This is a genomic window from Bacillus sp. 1735sda2, assembly GCF_024159245.1.
In the GTDB taxonomy this organism is placed as follows: Bacteria; Bacillota; Bacilli; order Bacillales; family Bacillaceae; genus Bacillus; species Bacillus pumilus_O.
The window spans coordinates 2,449,175-2,468,534 of sequence record NZ_JAMYWZ010000001.1; the positions used below are offsets into that span (position 1 = coordinate 2,449,175).

Here is a 19,360-nt window from a genome sequence, read left to right on the forward strand (position 1 = left end):
ATTCTCCCCTCCGTCAGTTAAGAATCAATATAACGGACCTCATCGATTTTCCCTTCTAATAAGATCTCTTCTGGCAAAATCGTTTTAATCACAAAATCTTTCCCTGAAATAATGCATTGTCCTTGCTTGAGCATTAGCCTTACTTCTTGATCACTGAAAAGCAAAAGCCCTTTATGGTTCTCTATGTAAATGTGGAGTCTGCCAACCATCGTAATACGGGGAAGATCCATCATGACGTCTGGAGGGATTTCAAGTGTTCTTGTCAGCCATGCTTTAAGTCGATTTTTTCTTTTTCCCATTCAATAAGAACCCCTTCCCACCTCATGTGTATGAGATCAAACTGAAAGATGGTGAGACCGCTGAGAAAGCCTCTATATCATCTTATTCCTTAGTGGTTCAGATCATGCTAATGAATCCCGCAAAACAGCCATTTCATCATGATTCACTGCGAGAGGTCTCTATCAGGACAAACATAAAAAGCCCCTTTATATAAAGGGACTTTCTTGTTCATCTTTTATATGGCCGGTTCATCGTTCTGTGCGGCTTTTTCGCGCGCGGCTCTCCAAATACTTCTCCAAGAAGCATGCCTTGAACAACAGTATTTTGATTAAGCTTGTCAATGACGTGCGGCTTCATTTCCGCAGCAGAAGCTTTCGGCTTGGTCAGCTGCCTTTCAAGAGATTTGAACTCTTTATTCAGCTCGCTTTTTCTTTCTTCCATTTCAGCTAGTGTAGCGGTATAACGATCCTGTAAGGACTGTGACCCTTGTTTCTTCATCCCGCCATGATCATGCACATCGCCAAAATCGTCCAACTGGTCTGTTGAGACCGGGTTTTCTGCTTTCTTTTGAGGCATAGGCTTATTCTGAGGAGCCGGCTTATGTTGCCGGTTGTCTTGTTCCTTCTCCTCTTGTTTGCCGATTTTCCCAAATACAGCAGAGATAATACCGATGATAATCGCAATTAGTAACGGATTTTCAAATAGAATGTCCATTGGGCTCCCTCCTTAAAGCGTGAGAGGATGCTTATTTGTTTTCATTATCAGATGGACCTTTTGTCATTTTACCAAATGAATCTCTCATATCCGTATCAGCATCGATATTCTTAATATTCATGTAGTCCATGACTCCAATATTCCCTTCACGTAACGCTTCAGCCATGGCAAGTGGTACTTCCGCCTCGGCTTCTACAACTTTCGCGCGCATTTCTTCAACTTTCGCACGCATTTCTTGCTCCTGGGCAACAGCCATTGCGCGGCGTTCTTCAGCTTTTGCCTGTGCAATGTTTTTATCTGCTTCTGCTTGGTCTGTTTGCAGAATTGCCCCGATGTTCTTACCGATGTCCACATCTGCGATATCAATCGAGAGAATTTCAAATGCAGTACCTGAATCTAATCCTTTACCAAGAACCGTTTGAGAAATCATATCTGGATTTTCTAGAACCCTTTTATGATTATTTGATGAACCGATTGTAGAGACAATCCCTTCACCTACACGAGCAATAATTGTTTCTTCCCCAGCACCACCGACAAGTCGTTCGATGTTTGCACGAACTGTGATACGTGCTTTTGCTTTTACTTCAATCCCGTCCATTGCCACACCAGAGATAAATGGTGTTTCAATGACTTTAGGGTTTACACTCATTTGTACAGCTTCAAGTACGTCACGGCCTGCTAGGTCGATTGCTGCACAGCGTGCAAAGTTCAATTCAATATTCGCACGTTGAGCCGCGATTAATGCATTTACAACACGGTCAACGTTACCACCTGCAAGGTAATGACTTTCTAATTGGTTAATCGTCACATCAAGACCTGCTTTATGTGCTTTGATGAGCGGATTGACCACTCGGTTTGGAATGACTCGGCGAAGTCTCATTCCTACAAGTGTAAAAATGCTCACTCTTACGCCAGCCGCTAGGGCAGAAATCCACAGCATCACCGGTACAAAGGTGAAGAAGATCGATAGAACGATCAGACCTGCTGCGATAATCACAAATAATAATAAAGTAGACGGATCCATTTTATTCCTCCTATAAATTCAGTATATCTATACTTTCCTCACGACAATGCGTGAGCCTTCCGCTTTGACGATTTTAACCTGTTCATCCTTGTCAATAAACGCACCTTCTGATACAACATCAATGCGTTCATCTCCGAGTACAGCCGTCCCAGATGGGCGAAGCGCTGTTAATGTAACAGCGATCTGTCCAACAAGATCCTCTCTTGTTTCATTTGAGACATAACCGCTTTCTTTATTGGTTGAATCGGTTAAAATGAATTTTTTAAAAAATTTCATACGTTTCCCCAACACCTTTGTCAATAATATAACTGCTATGATTGAAACAGCAGTGGCAATCAAGATGGAAATCGCCATTTCTGTAAAGCTTCCAGCTGCTAAAAATAAGCTGACAACCACACAGATCAGTCCAATGACACCTACGATTCCCCCCGGCAAAAACAATTCCAGGATTAAGAGCAATAACCCTGCTAAAAACAGGAACAACGTCTCATATCCTGCAAAGCCTGCCACGAGATGACCATAAAAGAATAGAAGAAGCGCTGTCACTCCCATGGTGCCTGGAACACCGAATCCGGGTGAATAGAGTTCAACGATTAACCCTAAGCTTGCAATGGATAAAAGGATTGGAATGACGATTGGATGCGTAAGAAAGCGCGCAACCTTTTCAGCAAAGCTTACTTCATCATATTGAACTGAAGCATTTGCTAACTTCAGTTTTTGAAGCAAGTCATCTAAATTTTTCGCTTCACCTTCTGCGTAACCGAATTGAAGCGCTCGATCCGTATTAAAGGTGAGCAGTTCTCCTTTTGGTGCACCGGCATCTTTCGCATCTATGTCTGGATCAGCCATCGCAAGCGCATATTTCGGATCACGTCCCTGCTTTTCGGCAGCATCGCTCATTTCAGCAAGCCATAGAGACTCAGATTTTTGATCGGCAGCATTGCCTTCACCGTCAATGATCGCAGCAGCCCCCATCTTTCCATTTGGGGTCATATAAATTTGATCGGCATTTAGTGCAAGGAATGCCCCGGCTGAAAGCGCTCTATGATTCACAAACGCTGTCACAGGAATATCAGACGCACGAATAGTATCTGCAATCTCAAGCGCGGCATCGACTGCACCACCGGGCGTATTGATGTCTAGAATGATATGTTTCGCTCGTTCGGACTTAGCATGCTCAAATGATCGTTCAATAAATTTAGAAAGTCCTTTTTCTACTGTATCTTCAATTGGGATAACATGAACTTTCTGATCTACTGATTTCGCGGTCAATTGAACCCCTAATAATAAGCATATTATAAAACAACTGAAGAGAGCAATAGAAATTTTTATTTTTTTCATCTATTTGGTGATCCCTCCTCTCTATCTTCCATTTTACCGTTCCTTTACATACGTTACAAATGTATCATAGGTTTCATTTTTATATGACAGAATGATGAGGGTATAAAAAAAGTACCCTTCTAACAATAGAAGGATACTTTTTTATTGAGACAGCTGCTCGCTGACAAGTCTGTTAATGACAGCTCCATCAGCTTTACCTTTTACTTTTGGCATAATAGCGCTCATGACTTTACCCATATCAGCCTTCGATGAAGCACCTGTTTCAGCGATCGTCTCTTTCACGATCGTTTGCAGTTCTTCTTCAGAAAGCTGTTCAGGTAAATAAACGTCTAAGATGTCAATCTCTTTTTGAACTTTATCTACTAAATCTAAGCGATTAGCTTTCGAAAATTCATGGAGGGAGTCTTTACGTTGCTTAATCTCGCGGGAAAGGACGGTTAGTTCCTCATCGCCGGTCAAACTGTCTTTCTTAAGCTTAATTGCTTCATTTTGGAGCGAAGCCTTTACCATCCGAATGACAACAAGCTTGTCTTTCTCACGGTTTTTCATCATAAGCTTCATATCAGAATTTAATTGCTCAAGAAGACTCATAAAATCCACCCTCTTTAGAATTTACGTTTTCTAGCAGCTTCAGACTTTTTCTTGCGCTTTACGCTAGGCTTTTCATAAAATTCACGCTTTCTTGCTTCTTGCAATGTTCCAGTTTTGGATACACTGCGTTTAAAGCGACGAAGAGCATCTTCAAGCGATTCGTTTTTTCTAACGACCGTTTTTGACATTCTCTTTCCCTCCCTCCGAATACACCAATCGACTGCATTAAAAAAAGATATACATGCAAAACATGTACCTAGACATTATAATATAAGCCTAGTGTGAGGTCAACTAAGTGATTTGGAAATATATTTTCGTCATGAGCAGGTAGACAAGTCCATATATTCATTGGTAAGAGGAGGACTTTTCTATGATGGCGATCATTTATTTTTGTGCACTTGTTTTCATTTTTTTATGGTCAATGGGTTTGCTGAGAAAAGGATTAATGGCGCTTGCGTCGTCTCGTATTGAGAAATCACTTCTTCTCTTTACAGACCACCCAGTAAAAGCATTCTTGGTCAGCATTATATTTACAGGGATTCTCCAAAGCAGTTCAGCGTTTATGGTCATCGTGATTGGCTTTGTCAGTACAGGCATTCTCTCTTTTAAAAAATCTATTCCAATGATTCTTGGTACGAATATTGGCTCTACGTTTACAACAGAATTTATCGCCATTAAAATGGATCTTTTCATGTGGGTCTTGATCCTGGCTGGTCTGATATGCATCACGTTTGGCAGAAAATCCTTTAGGCATGCAGGAAAAAGTATATTTGGACTTGGGATGATCTTTTTTTGTATTCAAGGCTTTTCTAAAATTGCAGGTATGATGACAAGTCAGCCTGAGACATTGCGCTTTCTCGAAATGATGCAGCATTCTGACTGGACGGCGCTGCTTTCGGGTACTATTTTCACAGCGATTGTTCATTCGAGCTCCGTTTGTATCGGTATTTTAATGGGGTTTATGAATGAAGGAACAGTTGGGCTTCAGGAAGGCATCAGCTTTGTATTAGGGTCCAATATCGGGACATGTATTACAGCCGTAATGGCTGCCATATCTGGCGGCTATGCAGCACGACAAACAGCTTATGCACACGTTTTGTTTAATGTGCTCGGAGTGCTTTTATGTCTCCCGTTTCTCGCCATGATAACTGAATTCGTCGCCCTGCTTGCAAATGCGCCAGCCCAGCAAATTGCGCATTTCAGCCTGCTGTTTAATGTGGCAAGCTCTTTGCTTTTCTTCCCATTCATCCGCCCATTTCACACATTGATTTTATGTCTTTTACCGAATCAATCAAAATAAAAACACCAGCTTGCCTTTTTGGCAGCCGGTGTTTTATTGATTATGAGGTCATTCTCACTTTGTCTGTTTGTACTTCATCGCTTATACGAACGAATTGTCCTTCGTTATAAGGATAACCCGCTTTCGTGATTTTCACTTTGACCAAACGACCGATCATGTCCTCTGTTCCTTCAAAAACAACCTTCATATAGTTATCTGTATAGCCCACATAAAGATTGTGCTTTCCTTCTTGTTCTTTGAAGGATTCTTCTGGAATAATCTCTAGGACATCCCCTTCATAAGCTGAAGCATATTCTTTCGCAAGCTGGTCAGAAAGAGCGATCAAGCGGTGGACACGTTCGTTTTTCACATTTTCATCCACTTGATCTTCCATTCTTGCAGCTGGCGTACCTGTACGTTTACTGTAAGGGAATACGTGCAGTTCAGAGAATTGATGGTCTTTGACAAAATTATATGTTTCCAAAAATTCTTCTTCTGTTTCTCCAGGGAACCCAACAATCACATCAGAAGTGACAGCAAGACCTGGCAATGCTTTTTTCAGCTTTGTTAAACGCTCTGCAAAGAATTCCATCGTATATTTACGGCGCATTCTTTTCAGCACTGTGTTAGAACCAGATTGAAGCGGGATGTGCAGATGTCTAACAATTTTATCTGACTGATCAAGCACTTCGATCACTTCATCTGTAATTTGGCTTGCTTCGATAGATGAAATACGAATTCGTTTTAAACCGTTGACACGTTCATCTAATTCTTTCAGAAGCTTTGCAAAGTTATAATCCTTTAAGTCTTCACCGTATCCGCCTGTGTGAATACCTGTTAATACAATTTCTTTATAGCCGGCATCTACAAGCTGCTGCGCTTGGTTGATGACCTCTTCTGGATCTCGAGAACGAAGAAGTCCGCGAGCCCAAGGAATAATGCAGAATGTACAGAAGTTGTTACAGCCTTCTTGGATTTTTAATGACGCACGTGTTCTGTCTGTAAAGGCAGGAACATCGAGTTCTTCAAACACACGTGCTTTCATGATATTGCCAACACCATTAATCGGCTGTCTTTCTCTGCGAAATTCTTCAATGTAACCGAGTAATTTATGTCTGTCTTGTGTACCCACGACAATATCAACACCAGGAATCGCCATGATTTCTGCTGGAGATGTTTGCGCATAACAGCCTGTTACACAAATGACACCATCCGGGTTATGACGAATGGCTCTTCTAATGACTTGGCGGCTTTTTTTATCGCCTGTATTCGTGACCGTACATGTGTTAATGACATATACGTCTGCTTTTGATTCGTACTCTTTTCTTTCATAGCCTGCTTCTTTAAACAGCTGCCAGATCGCTTCTGTTTCATAGTGATTGACCTTACAGCCAAGTGTATGGAACGCTACTGTTCCCATCATGATTCACCTCTTAATAACTCTGTTTGATAAGATATAGCAGAAAGCGCGTAAAGAGGAGCTGTTTCTGTTCTTAAAATGCGTGGTCCGAGCCCGCAAATGACTGCACCAAGCGTTTCAAGCGCTTCAATCTCCTTTTCTGCCAAACCGCCTTCAGGACCAAAAACAACTAGCAAGGTTTGTCCGCCTTTCATTTGTTGGAGCACAGTTTGAAAGCGGCTTCGCTCTCCTTCTTTCGATGATTCTTCGTATGCAACGACACATTTATCGAATTCACTAGCTAATTGAGTCAGCTCTTTAAACGTTGATACTGGATAAACATGAGGAATGATATTCCGGTAGGATTGCTCAGCTGCTTCTTTCGCAATTTTCTCCCAGCGATCTCGTTTTTTATGTGACTTCTTTTGGTCAAGCTTTGTAATAGAACGAGCCGCTTGAAAAGGGATAAATGCACTTGCGCCAAGCTCTGTGCCTTTTTGGATAATCAGCTCAAGCTTATCTCCTTTTGGGAGACCACTCGCAATTGTGACCCTTACAGGAAGTTCTCTGTCCTGATTTGTCCAGCCTTCAAGGTGACAAAGGACTTCTTCCTTAGTTATTGTATCAATTTTACTGAGCGCTTCAAAGCCGTCTGTCGTTAAACAAAGGATTTCCTGCCCTGCTTTCATGCGCATGACATTGAAAAGGTGATGTACATCTTCACCTTTGATGACGATAGCTCCCTTTGCGATCACTTCTTCTTTCGTGAGGTCGATAAAATATCGTTGCATACGTGTCCTGACACCTACTCGCTTTATTTTTTCGCTATAATGCTGACCCAATCTTCCATTGATAGCACTTCAACAATGTCAAAACCTGCTTCTTCTAATGCTGTTTTGACTTGTAATTTCTTTTGTCCAATGATGCCTGAAGTAATGAAATAGCCATCTTTCTTCAATAAGTCATAGGCTTGATCTGTAAAGCGCAAAATCACTTCTGCGAGAATGTTGGCGACGATCACATCATGTTCACCTGAAATCCCATCAAGTAAGTTATTTTGCTTGACCGTTACTTGTTCGCTTACACCATTTAGCTCGATGTTTTGCTTCGCACTTTCAACCGCAACGGTGTCGAGATCAAAGGCTTGAATATCCTTTGCACCAACCATCGCTGCTGCCACACTTAAAATCCCAGAGCCTGTTCCAACATCAATTACCGTATCGTTTTCCTTCACATAGCGCTCAAGCGCCTGAATACAAAGAACGGTTGTTGGGTGTGTCCCTGTTCCAAATGCCATTCCTGGGTCCATTTCAATAATCAGTTCATCAGAATGAACCGGCGTATATTCTTCCCATGTTGGAACGATGGTGAATTTTTCAGAGATTTTCACAGGATGATAGTATTTCTTCCATGCGGTGGCCCATTCTTCTTCATTTACTTCACAAATGGACAGCGTATTTCGCCCAAGATCGATATCGTATAGAAGAAGATTGTTGATGGCTTCTTTGATCTCATCTACCGTTTCCATTAAAAAGCTGTTCATCGGAAGATAGGCTTTGACGATGACCCCTTCTTCCGGATAGTCATTCGGATCGAGCTGGTAGATCTCACCGTATACATTTTCACGTTCCTTCACTAAATCAAGCGGGTCCTCAATCACGACACCACTCGCACCTGCTTCATGCAAAATATTGGTGATTGGTTCCACCGCTTCATTTGTTGTATGGACGCTAATTTCTGACCACTTCAATACTACCAACTCCTTATCCGTCTTACTCGCCTTTAAATGCGCGTTTTACCTTATCGAAGAAGCTCATTTCTTGTTCGTCCGGTTTATTTCCGCTCACTTCAGCAAATTTTCTAATGATATCTTTTTGATTGTCCGTTAAATTTGTTGGTGTGACGACTCGTACAACGATATGCTGATCGCCTTGACCATAGCCGCGTACATTTTTCACACCTTTTCCTTTAAGTCTAAATTTCGTGCCAGTTTGTGTGCCAGCAGGGACTTTCAATTTTACTTTACCGTGTAATGTCGGCACTTCAATTTCGTCACCTAATGCAGCTTGTGCAAAGGTTAACGGCATTTCGCAGTAAATGTCATCTCCATCACGCTCAAAGAATTCATGCGAGCGCACATGGAACACAACAAATAAATCGCCTGGAGGCCCTCCATTTACACCTGGCTCCCCTTGACCAGACACTCTGAGCTGCTGACCATCGTCAACACCAGCTGGAATCGTCACATTGATTTTCTTACGCTTACGCACTTTACCAGAGCCGCCACATGTAGAACATTTGTGATCGATTTGTTTTCCTGTTCCGCTACAGTAGTTACATACTCTGCGGTTGACCACTTTACCAAACGGCGTTGACTGTTCTACATTTAATTGACCAGAGCCGCCGCAATGCGAACAAGTCTTCGCATCTGTTCCAGGCTTTGCCCCTGATCCATGACATGTTTCACATGATTCCTCACGAGGAATTTCAATCGTTGCTTCTTTCCCAAATGCTGCTTCTTCAAATGAAAGCGTCATTGTATATTGCAAGTCTGCTCCTTGACGTGGTGCATTTGGATCTCTTCTTCTGGCTCCACCGCCAAAAATACTAGAGAAGATGTCATCAAAGCCACCGAAGCCGCCAAAGTCTCCACCTCCGCCAAAACCGCCGCCACCAAAGCCTTGGTTTGGATCGGTATGACCGAACTGGTCATATTGTGAACGTTTTTGATCGTCAGAAAGGGTTTCATAGGCTTCTTTTACTTCTTTGAATTTCTCATCTGAGCCAGCTTCTTTATTAATATCAGGGTGATACTTTTTTGAAAGCTGGCGGTATGCCTTTTTGATCTCGTCTTTTGAGGCGCTCTTACTCACGCCAAGCACTTCATAGTAATCACGCTTACTCATCTCTTCACACTCCCGATTTTCTCACATAAATACGATTGTATCATTTTGATTTGACCTTTTTCAATTGCTTTCATCGTTGGAAAGAAAAAAAGTCAAAGCCAAGAGATCCTGACTTTGACTTTCTGACGAGTACGTTTCAGCAGTCTTTTTCAAAAGTAAAGGTGATTATTTTTTCTCTTGATCGTCGTTTACTTCTTCGTATTCTGCATCCACTACATTGTCATCTGCTTTTTGAGCACCTTCAGCGCCGCCTTCTTGCTGAGCTTGTGCTTGTTTTGCAGCTTCTTCATAGAGCTTTGTCGTTAGTTCTTGAACGATTGTTTGCAGCTCATCTTTTTTCGCTTTGATGTCTTCAAGCTCGCCTTTTTCGATCGCAGCTTTTAGTGCATCTTTCGCGTCATTTGCTTTTTTCACTTGCTCTTCATCGATTTTGCCTTCTAGATCTTTTAATGTTTTCTCAGTTGTAAACACTAATTGATCTGCTTCATTGCGCACTTCGATTTCTTCTTTTTTCTTCGCATCTGCTTCAGCATTTTCTTCTGCTTCTTTGACCATTTTTTCGATCTCATCATCAGAAAGACCTGAAGAAGATTTAATTGTGATGTTTTGCTCTTTGCCTGTACCCATATCTTTCGCACGTACGTTGACAATACCGTTTTTATCGATATCAAAAGAGACTTCGATTTGTGGTACGCCGCGTGGTGCTGGCGGAATGTCAGTCAGTTGGAAACGACCTAATGTTTTGTTGTCTGCTGCCATTGGGCGTTCACCTTGCAGGACATGGATGTCTACCGCTGTTTGGTTGTCAGCAGCTGTTGAGAATACTTGAGATTTACTTGTTGGAATTGTTGTATTACGTTCAATCAGCTTTGTGAATACGCCGCCCATTGTTTCAATTCCTAAAGAAAGTGGTGTTACGTCAAGAAGAACAACGTCTTTGACATCTCCTGTGATGACTCCACCTTGGATCGCCGCACCAAGAGCAACCACTTCATCAGGGTTTACACCTTTATGAGGCTCTTTGCCTGTTTCTTTTTTGATTGCTTCTTGTACTGCAGGAATACGAGTTGATCCACCAACAAGGATGACTTTATCAATCTCGCTAGCAGATAAACCAGCATCTTTTAATGATTGACGCACAGGTGTCATTGTACGCTCTACAAGATCTGCAGAAAGCTCTTCGAATTTAGCACGTGTTAACGTTAATTCAAGGTGAAGAGGACCTGCATCTCCAGCTGTGATAAATGGCAGTGAGATTTGTGTAGAAGATACACCAGAAAGATCTTTTTTCGCTTTTTCAGCAGCATCTTTTAAACGCTGAAGCGCCATTTTATCTTTTGAAAGGTCAATGCCGTTTTCTTTTTTGAATTCAGCCACTAGGTGATCAATGATCACTTGGTCAAAATCGTCTCCACCTAGACGGTTGTCCCCAGCAGTTGAGCGTACTTCAAAGACGCCGTCTCCAAGCTCAAGGACTGATACGTCAAATGTACCGCCACCAAGGTCGTATACAAGGATCGTTTGATCTTCATCTGTTTTATCTAAACCATAAGCAAGCGCAGCTGCTGTTGGTTCATTGATAATACGTTCTACTTCAAGACCAGCAATTTTACCAGCATCTTTTGTCGCTTGACGTTCTGCATCGTTGAAGTAAGCAGGAACTGTGATAACAGCTTTTGTTACTTCTTCGCCAAGGTAGCCTTCAGCGTATGATTTAAGATGTTGAAGAATGATTGCAGAGATTTCCTGCGGCGTGTAGTTCTTGCCTTCAACTTCTACTTTATAATCTGTACCCATATGTCTTTTAACAGACATGATTGTGTTCGGGTTTGTAATTGATTGGCGTTTCGCTACTTCACCAACTTGGCGCTCTCCATTTTTAAAAGCGACAACAGATGGTGTTGTACGTGCTCCTTCAGCGTTTGCAATGACTTTTGGCTCTCCGCCTTCAAGTACTGCAACACATGAGTTTGTTGTTCCTAAGTCAATCCCAATGATTTTACTCATAATCGATGACCTCCCATTATGTAGTTATTGATTTACTTTTACCATTGATGGACGAATAACTCGGTCTTTGAGTTTATAGCCCTTTTGCAATTCTTCTACTACGATATTTGAATCGAAGTTTTCATCTTCAACTTGCATGACGGCTTGATGAAGGTTTGGATCGAACTCTTTGCCGACAGCTTCAATTGGTTCAACGCCTTCATTTTTCAACGCTTCTACCAGCTGGCGGTAAACCATTTGCATTCCTTCTAATAAACTTTTCGCCTGCTCATTGTCTGGATCAATTCCAAGCGCTCTTTCAAAGTTGTCAAGAGCTGGGAGAAGATCGCTGACAACATGTTGAGAACGATATTTTTGCACGGTCTCCACTTCAGTTCGAGCACGGCGTTTATAGTTTTCAAAATCTGCTTGAACACGCAGAATTTTGTTTTCTTTTTCATCTAGAAGCTGCTGCAATTCATCAATCTTCTCTTGGAAGGCAGACTGTTCATCGTGCTTTACTTCCTCAGTTTCTGCTTGAACTGCTTCTTCTTGTGCTTCAACCTCTGCTTCTTGCTCAGGTGTTTGTTTTTCTTCTGACATTGTGTTCACCTCCCTCAAAAGATTCAAGAATACGAAGGGGCTGAGCCCCAATCTTTTATCACCCTACTCATCATACAAATTGGAAAGTGCGTTTGACAAGTCTTTTGATACATGATGCAAAAGACTAACGACTCGCCCGTAATCCATGCGGGTTGGTCCGATGACGGCAATGGAGCCGAGTGATTTTTGATCAATCGAATAAGTCGCTGTGATCAAACTGCAGTTCTCCATTGCTTCCAAGTTGTTTTCTGAACCGATTTTAATGGTGATACCTTGCTGATTTGGATGAAACAGCTGCATGACATCATTCTTTTGCTCAATCAGCATCATGAGTGAGCGAATACGGTCGATGTCATGAAATTCAGGCTGATTCAACATATTAATCTTCCCGCCAAAGAAAAGTTTTGATTCATTTTGTGTTGATGTAAATGTGTTGCCGAGCGCATCTAAAATGTGATCATAATCTTTTAAATGTGTGCGCAAAAGCATGACCACTTCTTTATACATCCTGTCCTTCAACTGGTCCATCGGAACGCCAGCTAAGCGGCTATTCAAAATATTCATCAGCTTCTCAATATCGGAGACATCGAGATGCTCAGAGAAGGTAATGGTTTTGTTTTCAACATGTCCGCTGTCTGTAATCATGATCGCGACTGCTTTGTTTGGCTGAACGGGGACAAGCTGAATTTGCTTTAATCGATTTTCACTCAGCTTTGGACCAAGCACGATCGATGTATAGTTTGTGAGATCTGATAAAATTTCCGCCGATTTTTGAACTGTTTTTTCAAGCTCAAAAATTTTCTCCTGAAAAGCCGACTGGATGAGCACAAGCTCGTTAGACGACAGTTTTCGCGGAGAGAGCAAATGATCTACATAATAACGATATCCTTTTTCTGAAGGAATTCTTCCTGATGAAGAATGGGTCTTTTCGATAAAACCAAGTTCCTCCAAATCAGCCATTTCGTTTCTAATCGTCGCAGAGCTGAATGTGATGTCCTCTTTTTTGGAAAGAGTCCTTGACCCAACTGGCTGCGCCGAACGAATAAAGTCATTAATGATGACTTGCAGAATCAAAAGCTGACGATTTGTTAACATCATCATCACCCCTGTTAGCACTCTCTTTCAACGAGTGCTAATTGTATAAACAAAATTACCAAACTCAAATTAAAATGTCAATTATAACTCACCGAGAAACGCTTGAAATACTTCATTTCCTAACAATTTTCCTTTTCTTGTTAAACGAATGCCAATATCATCTTTTACAATGAGACCTTTTTCTTCTAATTCTTCAAGAACCGAGGGAAAAAGAGCCTCTGGTGAAGCACCATATTTGGCTTGGAAGCCGGCACTTTTCACCCCTTCAATTTTTCGAAGGCCTAAAAACATTTCTTCTTCTATCTGTTCTGCTTTTGTGACTTGATGAGTTTCTTTATGCGGGAACCCAGTTTGCTCAATCAGTTCCAAGTAATGCTTTACTGGTCCTGCGTTCACATTTCGGATGCCATCTACATACCCGTGTGCCCCTGCACCAAAACCGAAATAGTCTTCATTGCTCCAATAGGTCAGGTTATGCTGGCTTTCAAATCCAGGTTTGGCGTAATTGCTGATCTCGTATTGATGTAATCCGTGGCGCTCCATTTCATCCATCACAAGCTCATACATTTCAGCCTCACGTTCTTGCGGTGGTAAATGTAGTTTTCCTTTTTGCATTAAGTTGTAAAACACCGTTTTCGGCTCCACAATCAGTGAGTAGACAGAATAATGCTCTGCTCCTAATGAGAAAGCTGTCTCAAGTGAATTCATGACATGATGCTTTTCTTGATGCGGCAAGCCAAACATGAGGTCAAGGCTAATGTTGTCAAATCCGACATCTCTTGCTCGCTCGAAAGACGTGAGAACATCTTTCTTTTGATGAACTCGTCCGATTTTTTTGAGTAGATCATCTTCAAAGGTTTGGACGCCAAAGCTTAACCGATTGACACCGGCTTCTTTTAACACATGCAACTTCTCGAGTGATAATTCATCTGGGTTTGCTTCCACTGCAAATTCAACCAGGTTTTTTGACGGTTTTAACACACGGTGGATGCTGTTCATGAGCTGATCTAGCTGGCTGACGGTCAATGATGTTGGAGTCCCCCCGCCAATAAAGATCGTCTTTAGTTCTTGCTCACCCTTTTGCTCAATCGTGTGCTGCATCTCTTTTTCAAGAGCCGCTAAGTATTCATCGACTGGCTGCGTTTTAATGAAAAATTTATTGAAATCACAATAGTGGCAAATGTGCTCACAAAATGGAATGTGAATGTATGCTGCTTTCATTTGATGACACCTTCTTTACAGGTAAAGAGCCGCAGTTTATCGCTGCGGCACCTTTGTTTGTTTTCGACTATAAACGCCAAGGCTGACATTGTAAAGCAGGTTGCCTTGAGGAGGATGTTATTTTTTCGGTGTGCTGTCGTCCATCTTCAGCACAGCCATAAATGCTTCTTGCGGGACTTCAACAGAGCCCACTTGTTTCATGCGCTTTTTCCCTTCTTTTTGCTTCTCAAGAAGCTTTCTTTTTCGGGAAATGTCTCCGCCATAACATTTAGCAAGTACGTTTTTACGCATCGCTTTAATGGTAGAGCGAGCCACGATTTTTTGTCCAATCGCCGCTTGAATTGGTACTTCAAAGTGCTGGCGTGGAATGAGTTCTTTTAGCTTATCTACGATGATTTTGCCTCGTTCATAGGCGTAATCGCGGTGAACAATAAAGGAAAGGGCATCTATTTTTTCGCCATTCAGCATGATGTCCATTTTCACTAGCGTCGATGGACGGTAGCCAATCAGCTCATAATCAAAGGACGCATAGCCTTTTGTGTTGGACTTTAATTGATCAAAGAATTCGTATACGATCTCAGCCAAAGGAATTTCATAAACAATGCTCACGCGGTTCGCATCAAGATACTGCATATCAATGAAATGTCCGCGCTTTCCTTGGCAAAGCTCCATGACAGAGCCTACATAATCATTCGGCACCATCATTGTTGCTTTCACGTATGGTTCTTCAATTCGTTCAATCTTTTGCGGATCAGGCAAATTGGACGGGTTATCTACGACGATTTTTTCTCCATCTGTCATATACACATCGTAAATAACACTTGGCGCTGTCGTAATAAGATCAATTTTAAATTCACGTTCAATCCGTTCTTGGATGATTTCCATATGAAGCATTCCAAGAAAGCCGCAGCGGAAACCGAAGCCAAGTGCTTGGGATGTCTCTGCCTCATATTGAAGTGAAGAATCATTTAATTCAAGCTTTTCTAGCGCTTCACGTAAGTCGTTATATTTCGCTGTGTCAATCGGATAAAGACCGCAGTAAACCATCGGATTCAGCTTTCTGTATCCTGGCAGTGCTTCTTGTGCTGGGTTCACCGCACTTGTGATCGTATCCCCCACACGTGTATCGCCGACATTTTTAATTGCTGCTGTTAAGTAGCCAACATCTCCAACAGTGAGTTCGTCTGTCGGCATGGCTTTTGGTGTGAATACGCCGACTTCAAGTACTTCAAATTCTTTGCCCGTCGCCATCATTTTGATTTTCTGACCTGGTTTGACGGTTCCTTCCACAATTCGTATGTACGCAATAACGCCGCGATACGCATCGTAAAGAGAATCAAATATAAGAGCTTGAAGCGGTGCTTCTGGGTCTCCAGCAGGTGCTGGTACCTTTTCGACGATTTGTTCTAAAATATCTTCGATCCCAATACCCGCCTTAGCCGAGGTGAGAACAGCTTCAGACGCATCCAACCCGATGACATCTTCAATTTCTCCTCTTACACGCTCAGGCTCTGCACTTGGCAGATCGATTTTATTGATAATCGGAAGAATTTCTAAGTTATTATCAAGAGCTAAATAAACGTTTGCAAGTGTCTGTGCTTCAATTCCTTGTGCTGCATCTACTACGAGAATTGCACCTTCACAGGCAGCAAGGCTTCGAGAAACCTCATAGGTGAAGTCGACATGCCCTGGTGTATCAATCAGGTGCATAATATATTCTTCTCCATCCTTCGCCTTATATTTCAGCTGGACAGAGTTTAATTTAATCGTTATGCCGCGTTCACGCTCTAAGTCCATGGAATCAAGTAATTGTTCTTTCATTTCTCGCTGTGTAATCGCCGCTGTTTTTTCTAAAATACGGTCGGCCAATGTTGATTTCCCGTGGTCAATATGGGCGATAATGGAGAAATTTCGAATTCTTGATTGCCGTTCTAATCGTTTTTCTTTATCTGTCACAATCTATCACTCCTACTATAAAACGCGGGTTGCGCTAGGTTAGATTATATCAATAGGGCTGTAAAGATTCAATCGAAATCAAGAAAAGCCGCTCATTGATTAGCGGCTTTAGTCATACGATGTTGATTTGTTTATTTCCCATTTACCCAATCGTAAAGAGAACGAGCTGCATGTGTCATGCCATCAGACAACGCCTTACCTGCCTTGGAGAAGGCATTAAAGCTCTCTATTTCCTCAAGTTGCTTTTGTTTTTCGGCAAGATCCTTTTCTGTAACAGCTGTTCCTAAAATAGAGGCTTCTCGTTCTTCTTCTTCGTTCATTTGGATGGAGAAAGCCCCTTTTAATTGCGGGTCATGGTAACCCTTCATTTGCAACATGCCATTATTTGCTTGCTGCATTCCTAAAAAGACGCCAAATAGCAAGACTAGTCCTAAAATAATGGTCTTTCCAATAAATGATCCCATGCACCGTCACCACCTTAAGAGCGTTTTTTCTCATCCTTTGATTTGCCGTTTACTTTTTCCGCATCCCAGAAAATGTCGCTGAAGACATCAGCTGCTGCATTGGATGCATTTTTCAATTCTTCCATATTATTATCCACTCCGCCAAATTCTAAAAGAAGGGCTTTGTCGGATAAATCTTGATTATAAATTCCATTATCACCAATTTCGCCTTTGGCAAACACACCGACACTGAGTCCTTTATATTTTTTCTCCATCAAATGGTGAAACTCCGTCGCAAGCTTGAGGTTTTTCTCATAGCTTTGATTCTTCTTTCCCACAACAAACGCAATTCTCGCGTATTTTTCCCCTTTGATCTCGGCAGTAGTGTCCTTCTTTCTTCTCGAATCACGGTGGATATCGATTAAATATTCGAGGTCATCATTTTTCGCTAAGGCTTCTTTTACGACCAGTCTTGATTCATTATAAGACTGAGGATACTTTAACCCTTTTTGCAGAAGCCGTTTTTCAACTTCTGTTCTGTCGACCGTATTCCCGATACCTTGCTGATCAAGCGCCTTTCCGAACATGTCGCCGACAAGGGTGACATTCACTTTAGAGTGCCGTGCATTGTTTGGATTCGTTTCTCCTTTTAAAAATGGTAAATATGATTCCGTATTATGTGTGTGGTAAATGTACACAGCTTTTCGTTTTCCTGTCGACCGATCCGGCTCTTTCGCAGGCTTTTTCGGCACATCTTTGTCGAGCTTGTCCAGTTCTGCCAAGTTTGCTTCTTTTTCATCTTGGATGACTTCACTTGGCGGCGGCGATTCCATTGGCATGTTGGTATAATCTGTTCCTTCACCCGCTAAGATAATTTTTGTATCAAAATGTTCAAAGCCTGGGAGTTCTCTCCCTAGAAAACTACGCGGGTCTTCTAAATTGATACTAGTCGCAAGCTTCAGTGACAGTCCAGACAAATGAAACCCCTTTTGATCTTTCGGGACGGCTGAGGCAAAATATTGGTTTTCCATGCCCATTAATGTGGCGAAAAACGCCCCGGAAAGCTCATCTGCTACACCATATAGAGAGGCTTGTGGTCTTAGCTCCGGCTTTAAAGATGTCAACGCTCCTGACATCACAAACACTACAACAAGCGAGGCTATAAATAAGAAAATACTTTTGACTACTTTTGTTCCATTAATCGCAACGACCAACTGTCGAGGACGGCGGGGTCTTTTTTTCATGATTTACTCCCTCCAGCACGCTTTCTAGTAATTACACTATGAGCGAGCTAGAGAAAGTAGAACTGATTAATGATTATAAGAACCCATGTTATCTTGAGAGATTTTTTGATGAAGCGCTGTGTTTAAACCATTGGCGAGCACGTTTGCCATATCATCAATGAATGTATCCACTTCCTTAGGTGTAACCATGAGATTTTGCCCTAGTGGCGCAAGCACTTCATGGATCAGCTGTCGTTTCTCTTCTTCTGGAAGAGTTCCTACGATACCTAAGAATGATTGACGCGTTTCCTCATCTGGTAAGTCTTCTTCGTTTAGCACTTTTTTCTTCCCAAACGTCAAACCAGCCGGCACGAGAGAGCGGGATGGCCGGTCATCTTTCAGTTCTCTACCAAAATGCTTTAAGACATAATCAATTGTGTCACTTGCAATGGTGACTGCGTCTACGACTGTCGGAACACCAATCGCAATCACTGGAATACCCAACGTTTCTTTGCTTAATTCTTTTCGTTTATTCCCTACACCTGAACCAGGATGGATCCCTGTGTCAGAGATTTGAATCGTCGTATTCACTCTTTCTACTGCACGAGCAGCAAGGGCATCGATTGCAATGACAAAATCGGGTTTGGATCTCTCGATGACACCTTGAATTATGTCGCTTGTTTCAATGCCGGTTAGTCCCATCACTCCCGGTGATAAAGAGGACACTGGGCGGTAGCCTTCCTGTACATTTTCCGGCTGCAATTCAAAAAGATGCCGGGTCACAAGCAGACTTTCAACTGTGAGCGGACCTAGCGCATCTGGGGTGACATTCCAGTTTCCTAGCCCTACTACAAGACAGCTTGCATCAGTCTGAATACCACGATCTTTTAAAAACTGAGCAAAATGATGGGCAAAAACTTCGACCACTTTTTCCTGCATCTCAGAATCTTTCTCCCGAATACCCTGAGCCTCAAGTGTTAAGTATGTTCCTGCCTTTTTGCTGGTCAGCGCCTCCCCTTCTTTCGTGATCTCCACCGTGCGTATACGAATGCCGTGCTCCTCTTTTTCCTTTTCGACAATCCCTTGAATTCCGTCCTTTGTAATGACATTCGGATCGTTCTCTTGTTCTAGTATCTCTTTTGTCTCAACAGCCAAGTCTGTCCGAATTTGATAAGCACTTAAATCAAGTTTCTGTTTCTCCATAAAAAGACTCCTTCCACCAAGTAATTAACAGTAGTCTTTCCATCTCTTGAAAGAAACATTCGAGCGCTTCATCAATGAAAAATACTTTACATTTATA

General features: G+C 42.1%; 19 protein-coding genes. 1 reads left to right on the top strand and 18 read right to left on the bottom strand.

The features are described 5' to 3' along the window. Positions 1–17 precede the first annotated feature (17 nt). From yqfC to rpsU, 6 genes are all read right to left on the bottom strand, one after another. The gene (yqfC, locus tag NKR21_RS12710) at positions 18–299 is read right to left on the bottom strand and encodes a sporulation protein YqfC (protein WP_012010618.1); all 282 of its coding nucleotides are present in this window, start codon (positions 297–299) and stop codon (positions 18–20) included. A 208-nt stretch (positions 300–507) separates the two neighbouring features. Continuing rightward, complete coding sequence (locus NKR21_RS12715) at positions 508–993, bottom strand: hypothetical protein (RefSeq protein ID WP_088000414.1); 486 nt, start codon at positions 991–993, stop codon at positions 508–510. A gap of 31 nt (positions 994–1,024) precedes the next feature. Further along, entirely contained in the window at positions 1,025–2,017 is a 993-nt protein-coding gene (gene floA / locus NKR21_RS12720) for a flotillin-like protein FloA (protein WP_012010621.1), read from the bottom strand. Positions 2,018–2,044: 27 nt separating this feature from the next. Further along, positions 2,045–3,358 (bottom strand): NfeD family protein, encoded by a 1,314-nt coding sequence (locus tag NKR21_RS12725; RefSeq protein WP_012010622.1) that lies wholly within the window; start codon positions 3,356–3,358, stop codon positions 2,045–2,047. Between the two features lie 141 nt (positions 3,359–3,499). Then, positions 3,500–3,949, bottom strand: a complete 450-nt coding sequence (locus NKR21_RS12730; RefSeq protein ID WP_041086254.1) for a GatB/YqeY domain-containing protein — start codon at positions 3,947–3,949, stop codon at positions 3,500–3,502. Between the two features lie 14 nt (positions 3,950–3,963). Then, positions 3,964–4,137, bottom strand: a complete 174-nt coding sequence (gene rpsU / locus NKR21_RS12735; protein WP_003152957.1) for a 30S ribosomal protein S21 — start codon at positions 4,135–4,137, stop codon at positions 3,964–3,966. 182 nt (positions 4,138–4,319) lie between these two features. On the opposite strand from rpsU, the gene NKR21_RS12740 reads away from it, so the two are divergent. Beyond that, positions 4,320–5,249, top strand: coding sequence for a Na/Pi symporter (locus NKR21_RS12740; RefSeq protein WP_144455851.1), 930 nt, complete (start codon positions 4,320–4,322; stop codon positions 5,247–5,249). Between the two features lie 40 nt (positions 5,250–5,289). Here NKR21_RS12740 and mtaB read toward each other — a convergent pair whose 3' ends face one another. The 12 genes from mtaB to gpr all read right to left on the bottom strand — a co-directional run bounded on the left by mtaB (position 5,290) and on the right by gpr (position 19,263). Next, positions 5,290–6,648, bottom strand: coding sequence for a tRNA (N(6)-L-threonylcarbamoyladenosine(37)-C(2))-methylthiotransferase MtaB (gene mtaB / locus NKR21_RS12745; protein WP_041815749.1), 1,359 nt, complete (start codon positions 6,646–6,648; stop codon positions 5,290–5,292). Further along, positions 6,648–7,418, bottom strand: coding sequence for a 16S rRNA (uracil(1498)-N(3))-methyltransferase (locus NKR21_RS12750; protein ID WP_144455849.1), 771 nt, complete (start codon positions 7,416–7,418; stop codon positions 6,648–6,650). The genes mtaB and NKR21_RS12750 overlap by 1 nt, the downstream gene beginning before the upstream one ends. Before the next feature lie 23 nt (positions 7,419–7,441). Further along, positions 7,442–8,377, bottom strand: coding sequence for a 50S ribosomal protein L11 methyltransferase (gene prmA / locus NKR21_RS12755; protein WP_012010627.1), 936 nt, complete (start codon positions 8,375–8,377; stop codon positions 7,442–7,444). Positions 8,378–8,399: 22 nt separating this feature from the next. Next, entirely contained in the window at positions 8,400–9,533 is a 1,134-nt protein-coding gene (dnaJ, locus tag NKR21_RS12760) for a molecular chaperone DnaJ (RefSeq protein WP_144455847.1), read from the bottom strand. A 165-nt stretch (positions 9,534–9,698) separates the two neighbouring features. Beyond that, positions 9,699–11,540: a molecular chaperone DnaK gene (gene dnaK / locus NKR21_RS12765; RefSeq protein ID WP_012010629.1), complete on the bottom strand. Its 1,842-nt coding sequence runs from the start codon at positions 11,538–11,540 to the stop codon at positions 9,699–9,701. A 24-nt stretch (positions 11,541–11,564) separates the two neighbouring features. Beyond that, positions 11,565–12,122, bottom strand: a complete 558-nt coding sequence (gene grpE, locus NKR21_RS12770) for a nucleotide exchange factor GrpE (RefSeq protein ID WP_144455845.1) — start codon at positions 12,120–12,122, stop codon at positions 11,565–11,567. 63 nt (positions 12,123–12,185) lie between these two features. Then, the gene (hrcA, locus tag NKR21_RS12775) at positions 12,186–13,217 is read right to left on the bottom strand and encodes a heat-inducible transcriptional repressor HrcA (protein WP_012010631.1); all 1,032 of its coding nucleotides are present in this window, start codon (positions 13,215–13,217) and stop codon (positions 12,186–12,188) included. An 81-nt stretch (positions 13,218–13,298) separates the two neighbouring features. Then, entirely contained in the window at positions 13,299–14,438 is a 1,140-nt protein-coding gene (gene hemW, locus NKR21_RS12780) for a radical SAM family heme chaperone HemW (RefSeq protein WP_012010632.1), read from the bottom strand. 117 nt (positions 14,439–14,555) lie between these two features. Next, positions 14,556–16,394, bottom strand: coding sequence for a translation elongation factor 4 (gene lepA, locus NKR21_RS12785; RefSeq protein ID WP_012010633.1), 1,839 nt, complete (start codon positions 16,392–16,394; stop codon positions 14,556–14,558). 131 nt (positions 16,395–16,525) lie between these two features. Further along, positions 16,526–16,858 carry a YqxA family protein gene (locus tag NKR21_RS12790; RefSeq protein WP_012010634.1) on the bottom strand — a complete coding sequence of 111 codons (333 nt, stop codon included), beginning with the start codon at positions 16,856–16,858 and terminating at the stop codon, positions 16,526–16,528. Between the two features lie 14 nt (positions 16,859–16,872). Beyond that, positions 16,873–18,081: a stage II sporulation protein P gene (locus NKR21_RS12795; RefSeq protein ID WP_144455843.1), complete on the bottom strand. Its 1,209-nt coding sequence runs from the start codon at positions 18,079–18,081 to the stop codon at positions 16,873–16,875. 66 nt (positions 18,082–18,147) lie between these two features. After that, on the bottom strand, positions 18,148–19,263 hold the full coding sequence (gene gpr / locus NKR21_RS12800) for a GPR endopeptidase (protein WP_012010636.1): 1,116 nt from the start codon (positions 19,261–19,263) through the stop codon (positions 18,148–18,150). Between the last annotated feature and the right edge of the window lie 97 nt (positions 19,264–19,360).